The organism is Rahnella sp. PD12R (genome assembly GCF_019200965.1).
GTDB lineage: Bacteria > Pseudomonadota > Gammaproteobacteria > Enterobacterales > Enterobacteriaceae > Rahnella > Rahnella laticis.
Map to the genome: position 1 here is coordinate 148103 of NZ_JAHTMS010000004.1, position 15988 is coordinate 164090.

Sequence of the window (15988 nt, forward strand, 5' to 3'; positions counted from 1 at the left end):
CCTCGCAGGAGGCTGTTACGCTTTCTGCTTACATCTCAAATTTCGTTCCCTGCACGGTGATTTCTGCAAATTGCAGATGGTGCATGAACTCGCGCAAAATCAGCAATGTGGCCGCGAAATCATTGCCATCCGGTAGCCCTTCAAAGTGCGCAGGACGTCCGTTAATCACCAGCGCCAGCCGGTCAAATGTCCGTTCGACGGCGTCGAGCGACAGCGTCATCACCTCGTTTTCTGCCACACCGGCAATGCGTGCCAGCGCGCGGATATCGTTGTCCGTGCTGAACAGCGCCGCGCCAGCGGGAATGTCGTGCCGGATACGAATAATTTCATCTTCCACCACCATAATGGCGGTTTCCATTTCGTCCGGCGTGGGCGGCGTGTGGCGGAAATAGCCCACAGACGTCAGCTGTGAGCCCAGCGTCAGCGGCAAAATCTTGTCTTCAGCCGCGGAATTTCTGACGACAATTTGCGTCTCTTCGTGGCCGATATGCAGTAATACAGCGGGTGTGGTCATCGGTTTCTCCCAATCGATAGATTTCTAACATACTCCCGGCCAGCAGGATCAGGCAATCCTCAGGCAGTATTGGTCTATCTCCCTTTCGCCCGCCGGTCTTAGCATGAAGACTCACAAACCGGAGGCATTCATGAAACAGATTAATCAAATCTATATTAACGGCGAGTTCGTCACCCCGCACGGCACCGAAGTGATGGACCTGATCAATCCGGTGACTGAACAGGTCGCGGCGCAGGTTCGTCTGGCCGATGAAACTGATACCCGCCAGGCGATTGCTGCCGCAAAAGCGGCTTACGTTGATTTCTCACGGACCAGCAAAGCGCAGCGCATTCAGTATTTACAGCAACTGCACGACGCAGTACTGGCGCGGGCAGACGCGCTGGAAGCAGTGATGAGCGCCGAATATGGCGGCTCGCTGGCGATGGTGCGCGGCACCGTAGCGCGGGCGTCCGGCGCATTTTTGCAGGCGATAAAGCTGCTCAGCGAGTATGAATTTGTCCGCCAGATTGGCAGGGCGAAAGTGGTGATGGAACCGCTGGGCGTCGTCGGGCTAATCACGCCGTGGAACGCCAACTACGGTTTCATCTGCAACAAAATGGCGACCGCGCTGGCGGCGGGCAGCACGGTGGTGATCAAGCCCAGCGAGCTGAGCGCGGGCCAGACACAGTTGCTGACAGAGTGCCTGCATGCCGCAGGTTTACCGGCGGGCGTATTTAATATTGTCACCGGACGCGGCGACGTGGTCGGCGCAGAAATTACCCGTCACCCTGATATCGCGAAAATCTCCTTTACCGGTTCGACGGCGGTGGGCAAAGCGATTGCCCGTGGCGCGGTGGACACCCTGAAACGCGTGACGCTGGAACTCGGCGGCAAATCTCCTAACATTCTTCTGCCGGATGTTGATCTCGAAAAAGCCATTCCGCTGGCGCTGGCGGTTGGCACGATGAATAACGGCCAGGCATGCATCGCCGGCACCCGTTTGCTGGTGCCGGAAGAACGGCTGGAAGAAGTGAAAGCGCATCTGGTGCGCGCGGTGGCGAACGTCAAAGTGGGCGACCCGCAGCAGGCGGATACGCAAATCGGCCCGCTGGTGACGGCAAAACAGTACGACCGCGTGCAGAATTATATCCGTCTCGGCGTTGAAGAAGGCGCAGAGCTGGTGTGCGGCGGCGAAGGGCGGCCGGACGGGTTGAGCCACGGTTATTTTGTGAAACCGACGGTGTTTGCGAACGTCACGCCGCAGATGACCATCGCCCGCGAAGAGATTTTCGGGCCGGTGATTTCGGTGCTGACCTACCGCAGCATTGAGGAAGCGGTCAGCATGGCGAACGACACGGTTTACGGCTTGCAGGCTTATGTCAGCGGCGAAGATCGCCAGCAGGCGCGCAGCGTGGCGTCGCAAATTATCGCCGGGCGGGTGTTCGTCAACGGCATGTACGACGTGCCGGACGCGCCGTTTGGCGGCTTCAAACAGTCCGGTCTGGGCCGTGAATTTGGTACTTACGGGCTGGAAGCGTATCTTGAGCCAAAGACCCTGATCGACGATGAGTGAGGATGGTATGAGCCCCCTGACGTCCCTGAGTGCGCGCGTTTTGCGCGCCTTTTCAGCCCTGCCGCCGGATGAAAATTCCTGTCCGACGGCGCTGCCGTGGCTGTCGTTTATCCGTTTCACGCATCCGACGGCGCTCAATAAAGGCATGCTTTCTCCATCGATGTGCCTGATTTTACAGGGCCAGAAAAAAGTGCTGATCGGCGCGGAAGTGGTGGAATACGGCGCGGGCAGTTATCTGCTTTCGGCGATTGATATGCCGGTTTCCGGGCAGGTGACGCAGGCGACGGAAGAGACGCCGTATCTGGGGATCCGTATTGATCTGGATCTGAAAGAAATGGCTGATCTGATGATCGACATGCAGCTCGATCCGCTCCCGGTTGCGCGATCCGGCGGCGTCACGTACGTGGCAAAATCCGATGACTGTCTGGCCGACGCCTTTTTGCGGCTGGTCGTTATGCTGGATATTCCGCAGGATTTACAGGCGCTCGGGCAACTGGTGAAAAAAGAGATTTTCTACCGGCTGATCACCGCACCGGAAGGCGGCCATTTTTATCAGCATTTGCTGTCGTATTATCAGGGGAAAGGCGTGAGCGAGGCGATTGTATGGATCAAAGCCAATTTCGCGCACCCGCTGCGGATGGATGAACTGGCAAAAATTGTCGGAATGAGCGTCTCGAATCTGCATCACCGTTTCAAGGCGCTGACGGTCATGAGCCCGCTGCAATACCAGAAACAGATCCGTTTACTGGAAGCGCGCCGCCTGCTGCTGAGCGGCAATATCGACGCGGCTACTGCGGCATTTCGCGTGGGTTATGAAAGCCCGTCGCAGTTTAACCGGGAATACCGCCGCTCGTTTGGCGCGCCGCCGTTGCAGGATATCGGCCAGCTCAGACAGCAGGGTGTAACGCTGTAGTGTGCGGTGGGCTGCGCCGCGCAAACTCCTTCACCATCCAGTCAATAAACACCCGCACGCGGGGCGAAAGCTGACGGTTACGCGGATAAAGCAGTGCAACCGGCAACGCACCGACCGGGAAATCCGCCAGAATTTGCACCAGCGTGCCCTGCGCCAGATCGTCGGTTAACCCGTAATGCGGTACCTGCATAATGCCCATTCCGCACCGCGCCGCTTCCTTCATACTTTCCGCACCGTTGACCGACAAACTGGTCGGCAACATCACTTCCCGCGTTTTCCCGTTCTGATGAAAAACCAGCGGCAACAGGCCGCCGGTCGCGCTTGAACGGTAGCCAATCATCCGGTGATTACCGAGATCGTCCGGCGTTTCCGGTGTACCAAAACGCGCAAGATACGCCGGGCTGGCGCAGGTGATTTCCGACAGCGTTCCCAGCGGTCGCGCCACCATATCGCTGTCTTTCAGTTCGCCCGCGCGGATCACGCAGTCGATACCTTCACGAACCAGATCGACGAACCGGTCACCTTCGCTCAGATAAAATTCGATCTCAGGATATTGCGCCAGAAAATCCGGCAGGCCGGGCAAAAGAAAATGCCGCGCCAGTGAACCGTGGACGTCCACCCGCAACAACCCTTTGGGCTGCGCACCGGCGAAATCCATCTCGGCATCTTCCACGTCGGCCAGAATGCGCAGACAGCGCTGATAATACGCCTCGCCGTCCAGCGTCGGGCTGACATGGCGGGTGGTGCGTTGCAGCAAACGAACCTTCAGCCGCACTTCGAGCAGCTTAATGGCGTCGGTCACCGTCGAACGTTTCAGGTTCAGATCCTGCGCGGCCTGCGTAAAACTGCGCAGCTCTACCACGCGGGTAAACAACCGCATACTGTCGAGTTTATCCATGATTGTTCGCCTTTTCCGGATAGTGATAACGAATATCGGGTAATTATCCGGCAGCGTCAATCCACTACTCTTTGTCTGTCGCCCTACTTCAACAGACCCTGAGGAAAACATCATGACTTCTCCGACTCAAAATCCGACCCAAAATAAAGTCGCGCTGGTCACCGGCGCATCACGCGGTATCGGCGCGGCCATCGCTGAACGTCTGGCGCTGGACGGTTTCACGGTTATCGTGAACTATTCACGCGGAGAGGCACAAGCCGACGCGGTGGTGAGTAAAATTGAACAGGCAGGTGGAAAGGCCATCGCTGCGCAGGCCGATGTCAGTGATGGCGCCGCGGTCAGCCGTATGTTTGCAAGCGCACAGCAGGCCTTTGGCGGTGTGGATGTGCTGGTGAATAACGCCGGGATCATGACGCTTTCCGCTGTTGCCGACACCGACGATGCGGCGTTCGACCGCCTGATCGACATCAACCTGAAAGGCACGTTTAACACCCTGCGTGAAGCGGCAAAACACCTTAACAACGGCGGGCGCATTATCAATTTCTCCTCCACCGTGGTGGGTTTGTATCAGCCAACCTACGGCGTTTACGCTGCGACCAAAGCCGCCGTCGAAGCGCTGAGCCGCGTACTGACCAAAGAAATGCGTGGCCGCCAGATCACCGTCAACACCGTCGCGCCCGGCCCGACGGCGACGGATTTGTTCCTCAACGGTAAATCCGATCAGCTTATTGAAAATATCGCCAAAGCCGCCCCTCTCGAACGCCTCGGCCAGCCGGAAGACATCGCATCCGTCGTCTCCTTCCTCGCCGGCCCCGACGGCGCATGGGTCAACGGCCAGACGCTGAAAGTGAACGGGGGGATTATTTAGAGAGGCGGCTTTAAACGCAGCACTAAAACCGGAAGGCCGCTCGCAAAAGTCTGCATGGGGAATACACCCGCAGACTTTTGGATGTATACTCTTTGTAGATACATGCAGCGAGGTAAGAAACATGCGAACTCAGGCAACATTACAGAAATGGGGTAACAGCATTGCGTTGCGCCTTTCAGGAAATTTGAAGTCAATTCCACAATTTGAGGAAGGCGATGTCGTTGACATCGAGGTTTCTGAAGAAGGGCTGCAAATTCGAAAAGCCGAGAAGCAAAAGGTCACGGAGGCCAGCTTGTTATCAGGTTTGAGCGCGTATACTGCTCACGCGGATGAATTAGCTGAACCCACTGACAAGGAGCTTGATTATTAATGTATTTACCAAAGCGCGGGGATATTTGCTGGCTCGATTTTGAGCCTACCAAGGGAAAGGAAATTGGCAAATATCGCCCGGCGCTGATTTTGTCTCATGAGACTTACAATCAGGTCACCGGGCTGGTGATTTGCATGCCTGTCAGTACCAGTGTCAGAGGTGCGCCGACCGAGGTGCCGGTGAATAACCTGAGCTCGCCGTGCGTGGTGGCGACAACGCTTATCCACACGATGGACTGGCGTCAGCGGCAGGCTAAATTCATCGCTGTTGCTGAAGACGGTGTCTTTAACGATGTACTTGCCCGAATTATCCCGCTGATTGGTGGCGAGAGTTTACTGGCCTGAAGGTTATCTTCCCGGCCAGTCATAAGGGGGTAACTGTATTCTGAAGCCTTATTCCCCCAAAAACTTCACCGTGTCTTTTGCTCTTGTATCGACGTGCAGCGTGAAGACGTCGGGGCGGGCGTAGTGGCCGACGGGGTCGAAGTCGTAGCGGGCGCCGACCAGATCGTCGGTGTTGATTTCGGCGGTCAGCAATCCGGTTTCACCGGTCAGCGGTCCGGCGAGAATATCGCCCAGCGGGCTGACGATAACGGAGCCACCGTTAATCAGCGGGCGATCTTCCGGCCAGCTTTCGACTTCAAGCCCCAGCGCTTTGGGTGACGGCTGAACCTGACAGGCGCTGACCACAAACATGCGGCCTTCGTGCGCAATATGGCGCATGGAGCATTGCCAGATTTCCCGTTCATCCACCGTCGGCGCGCACCAGATTTCCACCCCTTTGCCATACATCGCCATACGCAGCAGCGGCATGTGATTTTCCCAGCAGATGGCGCTGCCGAGGCGGCCTGCGCGGGCGCTGACCACCGGTAACGTTGAGCCATCGCCTTGTCCCCAGATCAGTCTTTCGGTGGCGGTTGGCATCAGTTTTCGGTGTTTCGCGACCAGGCCGTGTTCCGGTTCGATAAACAGTGAAGAGCAGTAGAGCGTTGAACCGCTGCGTTCGATTACGCCAATCACAATGCTCGCACCGGTGCGTGTCGCCATTTCAGCCATCGCATCGGTTTCCGCGCCGGGCACGTCAATCGCGTTGTGAAAATAGCGGGCAAACGCCTCGCGGCCTTCCGGCAGGCGATATCCCAGGCGTGTGCCGAAAATTTCCCCTTTCGGATAGCCGCCGAGCAGCGCTTCCGGCATCACCACCAGTGAAGCGCCGGAGGCCGTGATTTTTTCTTCCCACGACAGGATATTTTGCAGGGTGTCGGCTTTACCCGACGGCGAAGAACCGATTTGAAGTGCAGCAACAATGGAAGCAGGCATAGATTACTCTCGACTCAGAAAGGAGGAATTTCTATTCTGGGCAAATTCCGACATTAATCCACCGGGCCTGACTGATGAGTGATATTCGCCAGATTCATATCGAAGAGTGGGATCTCAACCTGCTGAAAGTCTTTGAAGCATTACATGAGGAAGGCAGCGCCAGCCGGGCGGCGGTACGTCTCGGGCTGACGCAATCGGCGGCCAGCGCGGCGCTCGGACGTTTACGGCGTTTGTATGACGATCATCTTTTCGTCCGCACCGGGCGCGGCCTTGCGCCGACGCTGCGCGCCAATGAGCTGAAACCGATTATCAGTGAGGCGCTGGATAAGTGCCGCCAGAGTCTGACGCTGGTTTCCGGCGATCGCGCCGGTTTTGCCGGTCGTTCGCTGAGCCTCGGTTTGTCCGATGATTTTGAGCTGGCGGTCGGTAAGCAGATTATCGATCTGCTCGGGGAAGAAATGCCGGGCCTGCGGGTGGTGTTTCGCCAGACGCACAGCCGGATTGTGGAAGATATGCTGATGAACCGCGAGATTGATCTGGCGGTTGCGTCGGGCGGTTTTACCTCGCCGTCGCTGGGCAGGATGAGCGCCGGTGAAGGGCAGTACGCCAGCCTGATGGACGTTAAGTTCGCGCCGGATTTCCTCACGCTGGAGGGTTTTATTCAGCGCCCGCATTTGCTGATTTCCTCCGGGGGATTTATCGGCATGGTGGATGAAGTGCTGATGACGAAAGGGCTGAAGCGGCATGTGAAAGCGTCCACCACGCATTTCGCCGCGTTGCCGTATTTGCTGCTGGGCAGCGATGCGGTCGCCACGATCCCTCTGCATGCTGCACGACGGCTGGCGGCGTTCCACCCTTTACGTTTGCTGGAAACACCGCTGGAAATGCCCGCCTATGCGGTGAATCTTGGCTGGCGGCGCGACGGCCTACGGGACCCGGCTATCGCGCAAATGAAAGAAGTGGTGAGCCGGATCCTGAGGCAGTTCGACTGGCAGGTATCTTAGCCGGTTAAAGCAGATTTCCGGCGAAAAATCTCCAGCCAGGACGGGCGGCAGAACATCACCAGATTCCCCATCAGGATCAGCACCAGCCCGACGACGGCGTTGGTATGCCACTGATAACCCTCATAGAACGTGGAAACTGTCAGTGCAACCAGCGGGAACAGCAGCGTGCTGTAAGCCGCCTGACTCGCGCCGATGCGTCCGACCAGCGTGAAATACATACCAAAGGCCAGCACCGAGCCAAATACCGAAAGGTAAACCAGCGAACCGATGTATTGCGGCCTCAGGTCGATGGCGAAGGACGCGCCCTGAACCAGACTCAGCGCGCCCATCACCGCCGTACCGTAAAACATCGCGTAGGTATTAGTGGAAAGTACGTCCAGACCGTGGCGCTGATGGCGTGAGCTGATCATATTGCCGAGCGAGAAGCCGTAAGTGCCGAGCAGGCTGAGGCCGATGCCTTTGAGTAATTCCGGTGCGATATGAGCTGCGCTCAGGTCGTGCCAGAACAGGGTCACAATGCCCGCCAGTCCGAGGAGGGAGGCGGGAATGACCGCCGGGGCCAGTTTCTGGCGAAAGAACAGCATCCCGTTAAAGGCGTTAAATAATACCGCCATCGAGAAAATGACCGATTCCAGCCCGCTGGTGATGTACGCGGCGGCGTGGTAGAAGCAGTAAAAGTTGAAGCAAAAAACACAGCATCCCTGCACCATGCAAAACAGATGATCTTTCAGCGCCAGACGGCGTAAACGGCGGGCGGCCAGCAGCGCCACCAGCATAATCACGGCGGAAAGCAGGAAGCGGTAAAAAATCGAAACCGTCACCGGCACCGTGCCCTGTTGCAGATAAATGGCAAACCAGGTGGTGCCCCAGATAATAATCACCGAGATATACAAAAACACATTCATGGACTTCTCTCACGCAAAGTATTGATTGAACGAGATTCTGACGAAATACGGCGAGGCGGGATTCCAGCGGCTTGCAGTGAGTTGCATATTCTTGCGCATTTTTTGCGGTTCAGTGGCAGCAAAATCTGGCTCAACCAGTGCCTGAAAACGTAAACTGAATCTCCTCTTTCCTCCACACGGTGCACATCATGGCGAAGGTTTATCAGGCTTTCGAAACGCTGCGTAAGCACAAAGCGGTTCTGCACGACAGTGTGGCGCTGGGCGGCGGCATTCAGCTGGCGGCCTGGTCGAACAAAAACGACATCGTGACGCAGGAAAGCCCGGACCATCACACGCTGAGTCTTTACGTCGCCGACGGTTATGAGTGTTATCACAAAACCCGCGGCGGCTGGCGTAATGGCGGCGGGCCGGACCGTTTTTGCCTGATGCCAAAACACAGCATGTCGAGCTGGGATGTGCGCGACGACTTGTCGTTTGTGCATCTGTATTGTTCTGACGATCATCTGCGGCATCTGGTGGAGCAAACGTGGGATCGCAGTCCGGCGTCGATTCAGGTTGAAGAGCGCACGTTTGAGGAAGATCCGCAGATTACGTTGCTGTATCGCCACTTTTTGCTCAGCAGCCAGTGGCAGGAAAACAGCAATCAGCTGATGCTGAGCAGTGCGGCAAATCTGCTGATGGCGCATCTGGTCAAAAATTACACCCATCTGCAATGGGCGCTGCCGGTAGTGCGCGGCGGGCTCGCGCCGTACATTCTCAACCGTGTAAAAGACTATATCCACGCGCATCTGGCGGAGCCGTTATTGCTGCCGGAACTGGCGCGGCTGGCGGAACTCAGCGAGTTTCATTTTGCCCGCATGTTCAAGCTCAGCATGGGCATGGCGCCGCACCAGTATGTGATGAATGCGCGGCTGATTCAGGCGGAAAACCTGTTAAAGAACAGTACACTGGACATCACTTCCATTGCGCTGGAATGCGGATTCAGCTCCGCCAGCCATTTCAGTAACCGCTTTAAATCGGTGCGCGGTTTGACGCCTTCGGCGCTGCGCAGCGGCATTATTGTCTGATTTCCTTTTCCGGCTAAAAACCCCTCTTTCCGACCGAACAATTCCAATGCTAAGTTAATGGCCATCGGAACAAATCAGAAAAACTCAAAGGAAAATTATGCTGACTCAGGCACCCGTTCTTGAAACCGAACGTTTGATTTTGCGCGGGCATCGCGTGGAAGATTTCGACGATATCGCCGCGCAGTGGGCCGATCCGGCCGTTGTGAAATATATCGGCGGCACGCCGTCCACCCGCGAGGCCAGCTGGAGCCGTTTACTGCGTTATCCCGGCCACTGGCAGATGCTCGGTTTTGGCTACTGGATTGTGTTTGAAAAGCACAACGGTGCGGAAGGCGCGTTTGTCGGGGAAATTGGTCTGGCAGATTATCAGCGCGATATCACCCCTTCGCTGAACGGCATGGCGGAAATGGGCTGGGTGGTTTCGCCAAAATTTCACGGCAAAGGCTATGCTTCTGAGGCCGCGCAGGCGGTGCTGAACTGGGCCGGTGCCAGCCTTGATCGCCAGCTGTGCTGCATTATCGAGCCGGAACATCAGGCGTCAATCCGGCTGGCGGAGAAGTGCGGTTTTGTCGCGCAAACAGACACGACGTATCACGATGCAAAAACGCGGATTTTTATCCGCCGTTAATCGTTTCCACATTGAGGGGAAGTCATACTGAAAATTCTGGGTAAATCGCCGTCAATCAACGTGCGTAAAGTCTTGTGGACCTGCTTTGAGCTGGGGCTGGAGTTCGAACAGGAGCAGTTTGGCTCGGGATTTCACTCCACGCAGACACCGGAATTTAAGGCGCTGAACCCGAATGCGATGGTGCCGGTGGTGCTCGACGGTGAGTTTGTGTTGTGGGAATCCAACGTGATTTGCCGTTATCTGGCTGCGCGGGAAGGGCGTGAGGATTTGCTGTCGTCCGACCCGAAGCGCCGTGCGCTGACGGAACAGTGGATGGACTGGCAGGCGGGCGAGCTGAATAATTCGTGGCGTTATGCGTTTCCTGCGCTGGCGCGCAACAGCCCGCAGCATCAGGATCCTGCGCTGATTGATGCCGGTGTCAGCGAGTGGAACCGCCACATGCAAATGCTCGAAGAACAATTGCAGCGCAGCGGTGATTACGTGCTGGGTGATCATTTTACGCTGGCAGATATTCCGCTCGGGCTGGCGGTAAACCGCTGGTCGATGACGCCGATGTCGCGCCCGGCGTTGCCTGCGGTGGCCGCCTATTATGACCGGTTAAACCAGCGTGAAGGTTTCCGGCTTTATGGAAGAAACGGTCTGGTCTGAACCGCTCACACCATGAAAAATACGACGCCGCAATGTCCTTCGCGGCGTCGTTGTATTTTAAACCGTCCCCTTTATCTTTCGGGCAGAGATAAAAGATAAAGGGCCGTTTGATGACTCAAACAGACGCATCGGTTTATTTAAAATCAACCCTCATCAGTTCAGATATAGTCTGGCCGCGGGTGGAAGAAACACATTTATCAATATAACTTTTGAAGGCGGCGGGTTTAGGAATTCCCATATTCAGCAAGCGCGAATTATCAAATTTCACATTTAATTGCGCAAAGCCGCCGTAAAGTTTAATCGCACGCAAAATTATCTTATCATTACACGGGCCGAGCACGTCTTTAAACTGTTTACGGATCCCGGTAAATTCCTGATAACTGATCTGCTGATATTCACTGATAATACGCGATGTATTATTGGCTTTTGCCACAGACGTATCTATTTCATGGAATGGCGTACACATCTCTTCACCGGAAGAAATATGATAGAAACTGTGGTTCAGTTCAGCCGCAAGGCACAATTTCACCAGCACCATGGCGCAATAATCCACCGGAATAACATCCACCTGATCGTCGAGCGTACAGGTAAATTTCTTCAGTTTAATCGCCATCATGAAGACCCAGAAAATGCTGCTCGACGGCTGACAACCATACTGCGTGTGACCCACAATGATTGACGGACGGGCGACCACAAACGGCAGGTTCGGGCATTCGGTGCGAACCAGGTTTTCGATGGCACGCTTGGAAGCCGTGTACTGCACCAGATCTTCGTTGTGTTCGTTGTCCGGCATGCCTTCGTAGAAGACGCTGTCTTTGTCCGGCATGGACGCCATCGCGGTGCCGACGTGGACAAAGCGTTGCAGGCCTTTGACCTGCGCCATGCGTTTGGCGAAAATCAGTGAACCTTCAACGTTGACACGCCACATCGCCGGGTTATTACCAAATGACGCAATCGCTGCGCAGTTAATAACATGCGTGACATTATCCAGGCGCGGATCCTGAATAAAGTTCTCAGGTTCAGAAAGGTCGCCGATTAATATTGATTGCTCATTAATAGCGGCAAGTTGTTCATCCGATAATTCAAACTTTCTCAAATTATCGATAATTCTGGCGAGTCCCGTCGCATTATCGTCAGCCCTGACTAAAAGTAATAATTTGTTTTTAGAACTTAATTGTTGACGAAGAATATATTCAACAACCGCTCCGCCCACGAAACCTGTAGCGCCGGTAATTAAAATGGTGTTCATAACGATGACCTGCAACGGGAAATTAACGGCACAGTATCACCCCTATTCTAAACGGAACGTATACCAGATTTTGCCGCAAGTAAACGCAACCTCAACAGCACGAAAAGCTTAAAATATTAAAAAAGTTCCGTTGTCATGAAAATTAAATAATCGGGCATCATTACTTACAATGGGAAATAATTATCAGGTGTGAACAAAATAATTAAGTCAAATTCACGCGGGGTGTTTATGCGATATCGGCGGGCGCCGGAGGGCATTTTCATCGCAGAATGAGAAGAACCTGTGCGCAGAAAGTATCCACTCCTGCGCCACTACGTTAAACTGTAGCCTTGAGTATAGTGAGAAAGAAGGATTAAGAAAGGATGACGCGAACGGCGTGTCTGGTGTGTAATGCAGGGAATATTGCGCAGGTCATTCCCTCATGCGCTGAAATAAGGTACAAGGCTGCATGAAAATCCCAAATAGAATCCAACCTCTGGTGGATGACGGCCTGATCGACGATGTGGTCCGTCGTTTGAAAAGTGGCAAAGAAGCCGACGTGTACACCGTTTTATGCGGTGAAGAGATTCGTTGCGCCAAAGTTTATAAAGAAGCCACACAGCGTAGCTTCAAGCAGGCCGTGCAGTATCAGGAAGGCCGAAAAGTCCGGAACACCCGCAACGCGCGTGCGATGCAAAAAGGGTCAAAGTTCGGGCGCAAGCAGCAGGAAGAATCCTGGCAAACGGCAGAAGTGGATGCGCTGTTCCGTCTGGCAAACGCCGGGGTACGCGTGCCGCAGCCTTACATTTGTCTGGATGGCGTGTTGCTGATGGAGCTGATCACTGACGCTGACGGCGTGGTCGCGCCGCGTCTGAGCGACGTTATCCTGACCGAAGAAGAAGCCGTGGCGGATTTCGAAACCATGATCCGCAATATTGTGCGCATGCTGTGCGCGGGTATCGTTCACGGGGATTTGTCAGAGTTTAACGTGCTGATGGATGCCGACGGGCCGGTGATTATCGACCTGCCGCAGGCCGTGGACGCCGCCGCGAACAACCATGCCGAATCGATGTTTGAGCGCGATGTGAATAATATGACCGAATATTATGGTCAGTTCGCGCCGCAGCTGCTGGAAACGCGTTATGCGAAAGAAATCTGGGCGTTGTATGAAGACGGCAAACTGACGCCGGAAACGCCTCTGACCGGTCAGTTCGCCGAAGATACGCATAAAGCGGATGTGGATTCCCTGCTCGATGAAATCATCGCCGCTGAAGATGAATATTACGATCGTCAGCGCGCAATGAAAGAACGGGATATGGACCACTAACCGGTGGTTATTCCTGCATCACCGAATGTTTTCCGCAAAAACCGGCATTCTGCAAAATGTGCTGGCCGGTTTCTGAAAGAATAAATTCTGCCAGCGGTTTGCCCTTTTCTGTACACGTCGCGAGCGCATAGCGCGCCCGCACGTTGTAATCTGCCGGAACGTTGAACACTTCCAGCGTATCATTTTCCCGTAACAACGCCGCGTAGCTGGTGTAGCCGATAAAGACATCGGCCTGACCGCTGCAAATCAGCCATTCTGCCGCCAGTTTGCCCTCCGGGACTTTGGCCGATTTCGCGCCACCGACCAGCCGCAGCGCTTTATTACGCAAAGCCTCGCCCGCGCCCGGATGACGCCGCTCAATCAGCTCAAACATCTGCCAGGTGTAATCGCCGGAAGGATCGCTTTGCGGCGTCGAGGTCGCCAGACGAAAACGCGAGTCGAGCAACACATTCAGCCAGTTCAGTTTTTCCAGCTCCGGCCCTTTGCGCGCTGTCACGCACAGGCTGTTTCCGCAGAAAACGTCCACTTCCAGCGCCTTGCCGTGTTGCTGCAACGCCAGCGGATGCGCGGTATTGGCCGAGGCGAATAAGTCGACTTTTTCGCCCTGTTCAATTCTTTCGCGCAGCAGCCCGGCGGGGCCGAATTCGGTCACCACCTTGCCGCCGGTTTTATCCTGAAAAGCCTCACACAGCGGTGCCCATGCGCGGCGCAGGCTGCCTGCGGCCAGCACTTTGATCGAGTTTGTCATCAGAGCTCCTTGTCACATTACCCCAAAAAAGTACGGCACCGGGATGAGGTTATTTCCCCGCGTGCGTCGCTTCTGCGGCAGGTTTGAAGTCTGTCCGGTAGAAGCGCTGATAATAAGCGTCAGCCTGTTTTTGCATATCGATGTCAGCGAATTTTTGCGGATACAGTTTTTTCGCCATCCACAATTCACCAATCGCCAGCGCTTCAGGCATCGGGTAGCCCCAGGCTTTGGCGTATTCCGGCATCAGATAAACGCGGTGATTTTTGACCGCATCAATGCTCTGCCATTTCGGGTCATGGTTGATCTGACCGACGACTTCCGGATACCTGTCCTGCACGAAGATTACCTGAGGATCCCAGGCGATCACCTGCTCCAGCGAAACCTGTTTGTAGCCTTTCACGGTCGCGGCGGCCACGTTCATGGCACCGGCATGGGCCATCATCAGCCCGGTATACTTGCCGGAACCGTAAGTGGTCAGGTCAGGATTGGCCATATAAGTGCGAATGCGCTGGTCAGCCGGAACGCTTTTCAGCCGCGTGCCGGTTAACTGGCGCTGAGCAAAAGTATAGTCGATCAATGACTGCGCCTGTTTCTGGCGGTTGACCACTTCCCCGATCAGCTGGATCCCTTTTTTCAAACCTTCGGTATACGCCTGATCTTCATCCGGCAGCACCGGATTCATCTTATGTTCCTCACCTTTCGGATCATCGCGCAAAGAAACGGCGACGACCGCAATGCCGGTCTGGCTGATCTGGTCGATCATTTCCTGCGGCGCATAGTTGGTGATGAATACCACCTGCGGATGCAGGGCGACCACGCTTTCCAGGTTCACGCTGGTTAAATCGCCTACCACTGGCGTTTTTTCCAGAGATGGCGCGAGGCGAACATAACCGCTGCCCAGCTGCTGTTGCCAGTTGTTGAGCACGCCGACGATGTCCTGGGTCGCATCAAGCTGAACCAGAAGATTGAGCGTCTGGTGTTGCAGCACAACCACGCGGTCAACCCGATCGGGGATCGTCACCTGACGCCCGAGCTGATCGGTGATCTGGCGTGAGGCCAGAGCGGATTGCGACGAGAAGCTTAGGGCAAGGCCGAGCAGTAAAGCGGATGGCAGTAGTTTGGATGAAAATGCGCGCACGAAGGAATTCCTCTGTTTTCGTTGTGCAGAGGATTATATAGCGTTAATAAAGGACTGAATATGACCACAGACAAAGCTGCTTTCAGAAACGGCTTTATCTGTTTTATGGCGCTATTTACGTCCGTCGAGCAGCATACGTACCGCCAGCCCGCCGAGCACCGCGCCCATGAACCAGCGCTGAAGCACCATCCACAACGGGCGACCGGCCAGAAACAGGGCGATATATCCCGCCGACAGTGCGATCAGGGCATTGAAGGTAAAACTGACGATGATTTGCGTGATGCCCAGCACCAGAGATTGTGTGAGGACGTGGCCTTGCTCCGGAACGATAAATTGCGGCAATAAAGTCAGGTACAACACTGCGGCTTTCGGATTCAGTAAATTGGTCACCAGCCCCATGGTAAACAGCTTTCTGTTGCTGTCGCGCGGCAAATCTCTGACCTGAAACGGCGATCGCCCGCCGGGTTTCACCGCCTGCCACGCCATATACAGCAAGTACGCCGCACCGCCGATCCGCAAGGCGTCATAAGCAAACGGCACCGCCATCAGCAGCGCGGTAATGCCGAGCGCGGCAAACAACATGTAAAACAGAAAACCCAGCACCACGCCGCCAAGGGAGATCAGCCCGGCTTTCGGGCCCTGACAAAGCGATCGCGAAATCAGGTAAATCATGTTCGGGCCGGGCGTTAACACCAGGCCAACACAAATCAGTAAGAAGGGGATCCAATGGGCGGCGTCTGGCATGGTTTTCTCCGGCATCACGCTGAAAAGTTAAGCACACAGATATAGAAGGTTTTACGCTGTTTTGGCAAGCGGCAGGTTGTCATTTTTTATTCATCAATTCCGGTGCATTCTATGACC

Annotated in this window: 18 protein-coding genes; 10 read left to right on the forward strand and 8 right to left on the reverse strand. The window is 55.2% G+C overall.

Annotation, left to right across the window (positions count from 1 at the left end):
• Positions 1-28: 28 nt before the first annotated feature.
• Positions 29-514: a hypothetical protein gene (locus KWG64_RS09985; RefSeq protein ID WP_165061269.1), complete on the reverse strand. Its 486-nt coding sequence runs from the start codon at positions 512-514 to the stop codon at positions 29-31.
• A gap of 130 nt (positions 515-644) precedes the next feature.
• Between KWG64_RS09985 and KWG64_RS09990 the strand changes: the two genes are divergently transcribed.
• Both KWG64_RS09990 and KWG64_RS09995 read left to right on the forward strand, forming a co-directional pair.
• Positions 645-2066: an aldehyde dehydrogenase family protein gene (locus tag KWG64_RS09990; protein ID WP_218521813.1), complete on the forward strand. Its 1422-nt coding sequence runs from the start codon at positions 645-647 to the stop codon at positions 2064-2066.
• Between the two features lie 7 nt (positions 2067-2073).
• Positions 2074-2979: an AraC family transcriptional regulator gene (locus tag KWG64_RS09995; RefSeq protein ID WP_255562147.1), complete on the forward strand. Its 906-nt coding sequence runs from the start codon at positions 2074-2076 to the stop codon at positions 2977-2979.
• On the opposite strand, the gene KWG64_RS10000 is transcribed toward KWG64_RS09995, so the two are convergent.
• Entirely contained in the window at positions 2954-3877 is a 924-nt protein-coding gene (locus KWG64_RS10000) for a LysR family transcriptional regulator (RefSeq protein WP_218521815.1), read from the reverse strand. The two genes, KWG64_RS09995 and KWG64_RS10000, sit on opposite strands and share 26 nt — an antisense overlap.
• A 112-nt stretch (positions 3878-3989) precedes the next feature.
• Here KWG64_RS10000 and KWG64_RS10005 point away from each other — a divergent pair, with 112 nt between their 5' ends.
• The 3 genes from KWG64_RS10005 (at position 3990) to KWG64_RS10015 (ending at position 5459) form a co-directional block, all read left to right on the forward strand.
• Positions 3990-4745, forward strand: coding sequence for an SDR family oxidoreductase (locus tag KWG64_RS10005; protein WP_195825262.1), 756 nt, complete (start codon positions 3990-3992; stop codon positions 4743-4745).
• Positions 4746-4866: 121 nt separating this feature from the next.
• Positions 4867-5115: a transcriptional regulator gene (locus KWG64_RS10010; RefSeq protein WP_195825261.1), complete on the forward strand. Its 249-nt coding sequence runs from the start codon at positions 4867-4869 to the stop codon at positions 5113-5115.
• A complete protein-coding gene (locus KWG64_RS10015; RefSeq protein ID WP_101074892.1) occupies positions 5115-5459 on the forward strand; it encodes a type II toxin-antitoxin system PemK/MazF family toxin in 345 nt (114 codons plus the stop codon). Before KWG64_RS10010 ends, KWG64_RS10015 begins: the two co-directional genes overlap by 1 nt.
• Positions 5460-5507: 48 nt before the next feature.
• Here KWG64_RS10015 and KWG64_RS10020 read toward each other — a convergent pair whose 3' ends face one another.
• Complete coding sequence (locus KWG64_RS10020; RefSeq protein ID WP_218521816.1) at positions 5508-6434, reverse strand: carbon-nitrogen hydrolase family protein; 927 nt, start codon at positions 6432-6434, stop codon at positions 5508-5510.
• Between the two features lie 74 nt (positions 6435-6508).
• On the opposite strand from KWG64_RS10020, the gene KWG64_RS10025 reads away from it, so the two are divergent.
• Positions 6509-7438, forward strand: coding sequence for a LysR family transcriptional regulator (locus KWG64_RS10025; RefSeq protein WP_255562148.1), 930 nt, complete (start codon positions 6509-6511; stop codon positions 7436-7438).
• On the opposite strand, the gene KWG64_RS10030 is transcribed toward KWG64_RS10025, so the two are convergent.
• Positions 7435-8343 carry a DMT family transporter gene (locus KWG64_RS10030; protein WP_218521817.1) on the reverse strand — a complete coding sequence of 303 codons (909 nt, stop codon included), beginning with the start codon at positions 8341-8343 and terminating at the stop codon, positions 7435-7437. The two genes, KWG64_RS10025 and KWG64_RS10030, sit on opposite strands and share 4 nt — an antisense overlap.
• Positions 8344-8531: 188 nt before the next feature.
• On the opposite strand from KWG64_RS10030, the gene KWG64_RS10035 reads away from it, so the two are divergent.
• From KWG64_RS10035 to KWG64_RS10045, 3 genes are all read left to right on the forward strand, one after another.
• Positions 8532-9410 (forward strand): AraC family transcriptional regulator, encoded by an 879-nt coding sequence (locus KWG64_RS10035; RefSeq protein WP_195816302.1) that lies wholly within the window; start codon positions 8532-8534, stop codon positions 9408-9410.
• A 97-nt stretch (positions 9411-9507) separates the two neighbouring features.
• Positions 9508-10038, forward strand: coding sequence for a GNAT family N-acetyltransferase (locus tag KWG64_RS10040; protein ID WP_218521818.1), 531 nt, complete (start codon positions 9508-9510; stop codon positions 10036-10038).
• A 24-nt stretch (positions 10039-10062) separates the two neighbouring features.
• A complete protein-coding gene (locus KWG64_RS10045) occupies positions 10063-10686 on the forward strand; it encodes a glutathione S-transferase family protein (RefSeq protein ID WP_218521916.1) in 624 nt (207 codons plus the stop codon).
• 133 nt (positions 10687-10819) lie between these two features.
• On the opposite strand, the gene KWG64_RS10050 is transcribed toward KWG64_RS10045, so the two are convergent.
• Positions 10820-11935 (reverse strand): SDR family oxidoreductase, encoded by a 1116-nt coding sequence (locus tag KWG64_RS10050; protein ID WP_218521819.1) that lies wholly within the window; start codon positions 11933-11935, stop codon positions 10820-10822.
• A gap of 448 nt (positions 11936-12383) precedes the next feature.
• Between KWG64_RS10050 and KWG64_RS10055 the strand changes: the two genes are divergently transcribed.
• Positions 12384-13241: a PA4780 family RIO1-like protein kinase gene (locus tag KWG64_RS10055; protein ID WP_195825253.1), complete on the forward strand. Its 858-nt coding sequence runs from the start codon at positions 12384-12386 to the stop codon at positions 13239-13241.
• A gap of 7 nt (positions 13242-13248) precedes the next feature.
• On the opposite strand, the gene modA is transcribed toward KWG64_RS10055, so the two are convergent.
• From modA to KWG64_RS10070, 3 genes are all read right to left on the reverse strand, one after another.
• Positions 13249-13989, reverse strand: a complete 741-nt coding sequence (modA, locus tag KWG64_RS10060) for a molybdate ABC transporter substrate-binding protein (protein ID WP_218521820.1) — start codon at positions 13987-13989, stop codon at positions 13249-13251.
• 49 nt (positions 13990-14038) lie between these two features.
• A complete protein-coding gene (locus KWG64_RS10065) occupies positions 14039-15127 on the reverse strand; it encodes an ABC transporter substrate-binding protein (RefSeq protein WP_218521821.1) in 1089 nt (362 codons plus the stop codon).
• A gap of 111 nt (positions 15128-15238) precedes the next feature.
• Complete coding sequence (locus KWG64_RS10070; RefSeq protein ID WP_104924206.1) at positions 15239-15871, reverse strand: LysE family translocator; 633 nt, start codon at positions 15869-15871, stop codon at positions 15239-15241.
• Positions 15872-15988 lie beyond the last annotated feature (117 nt).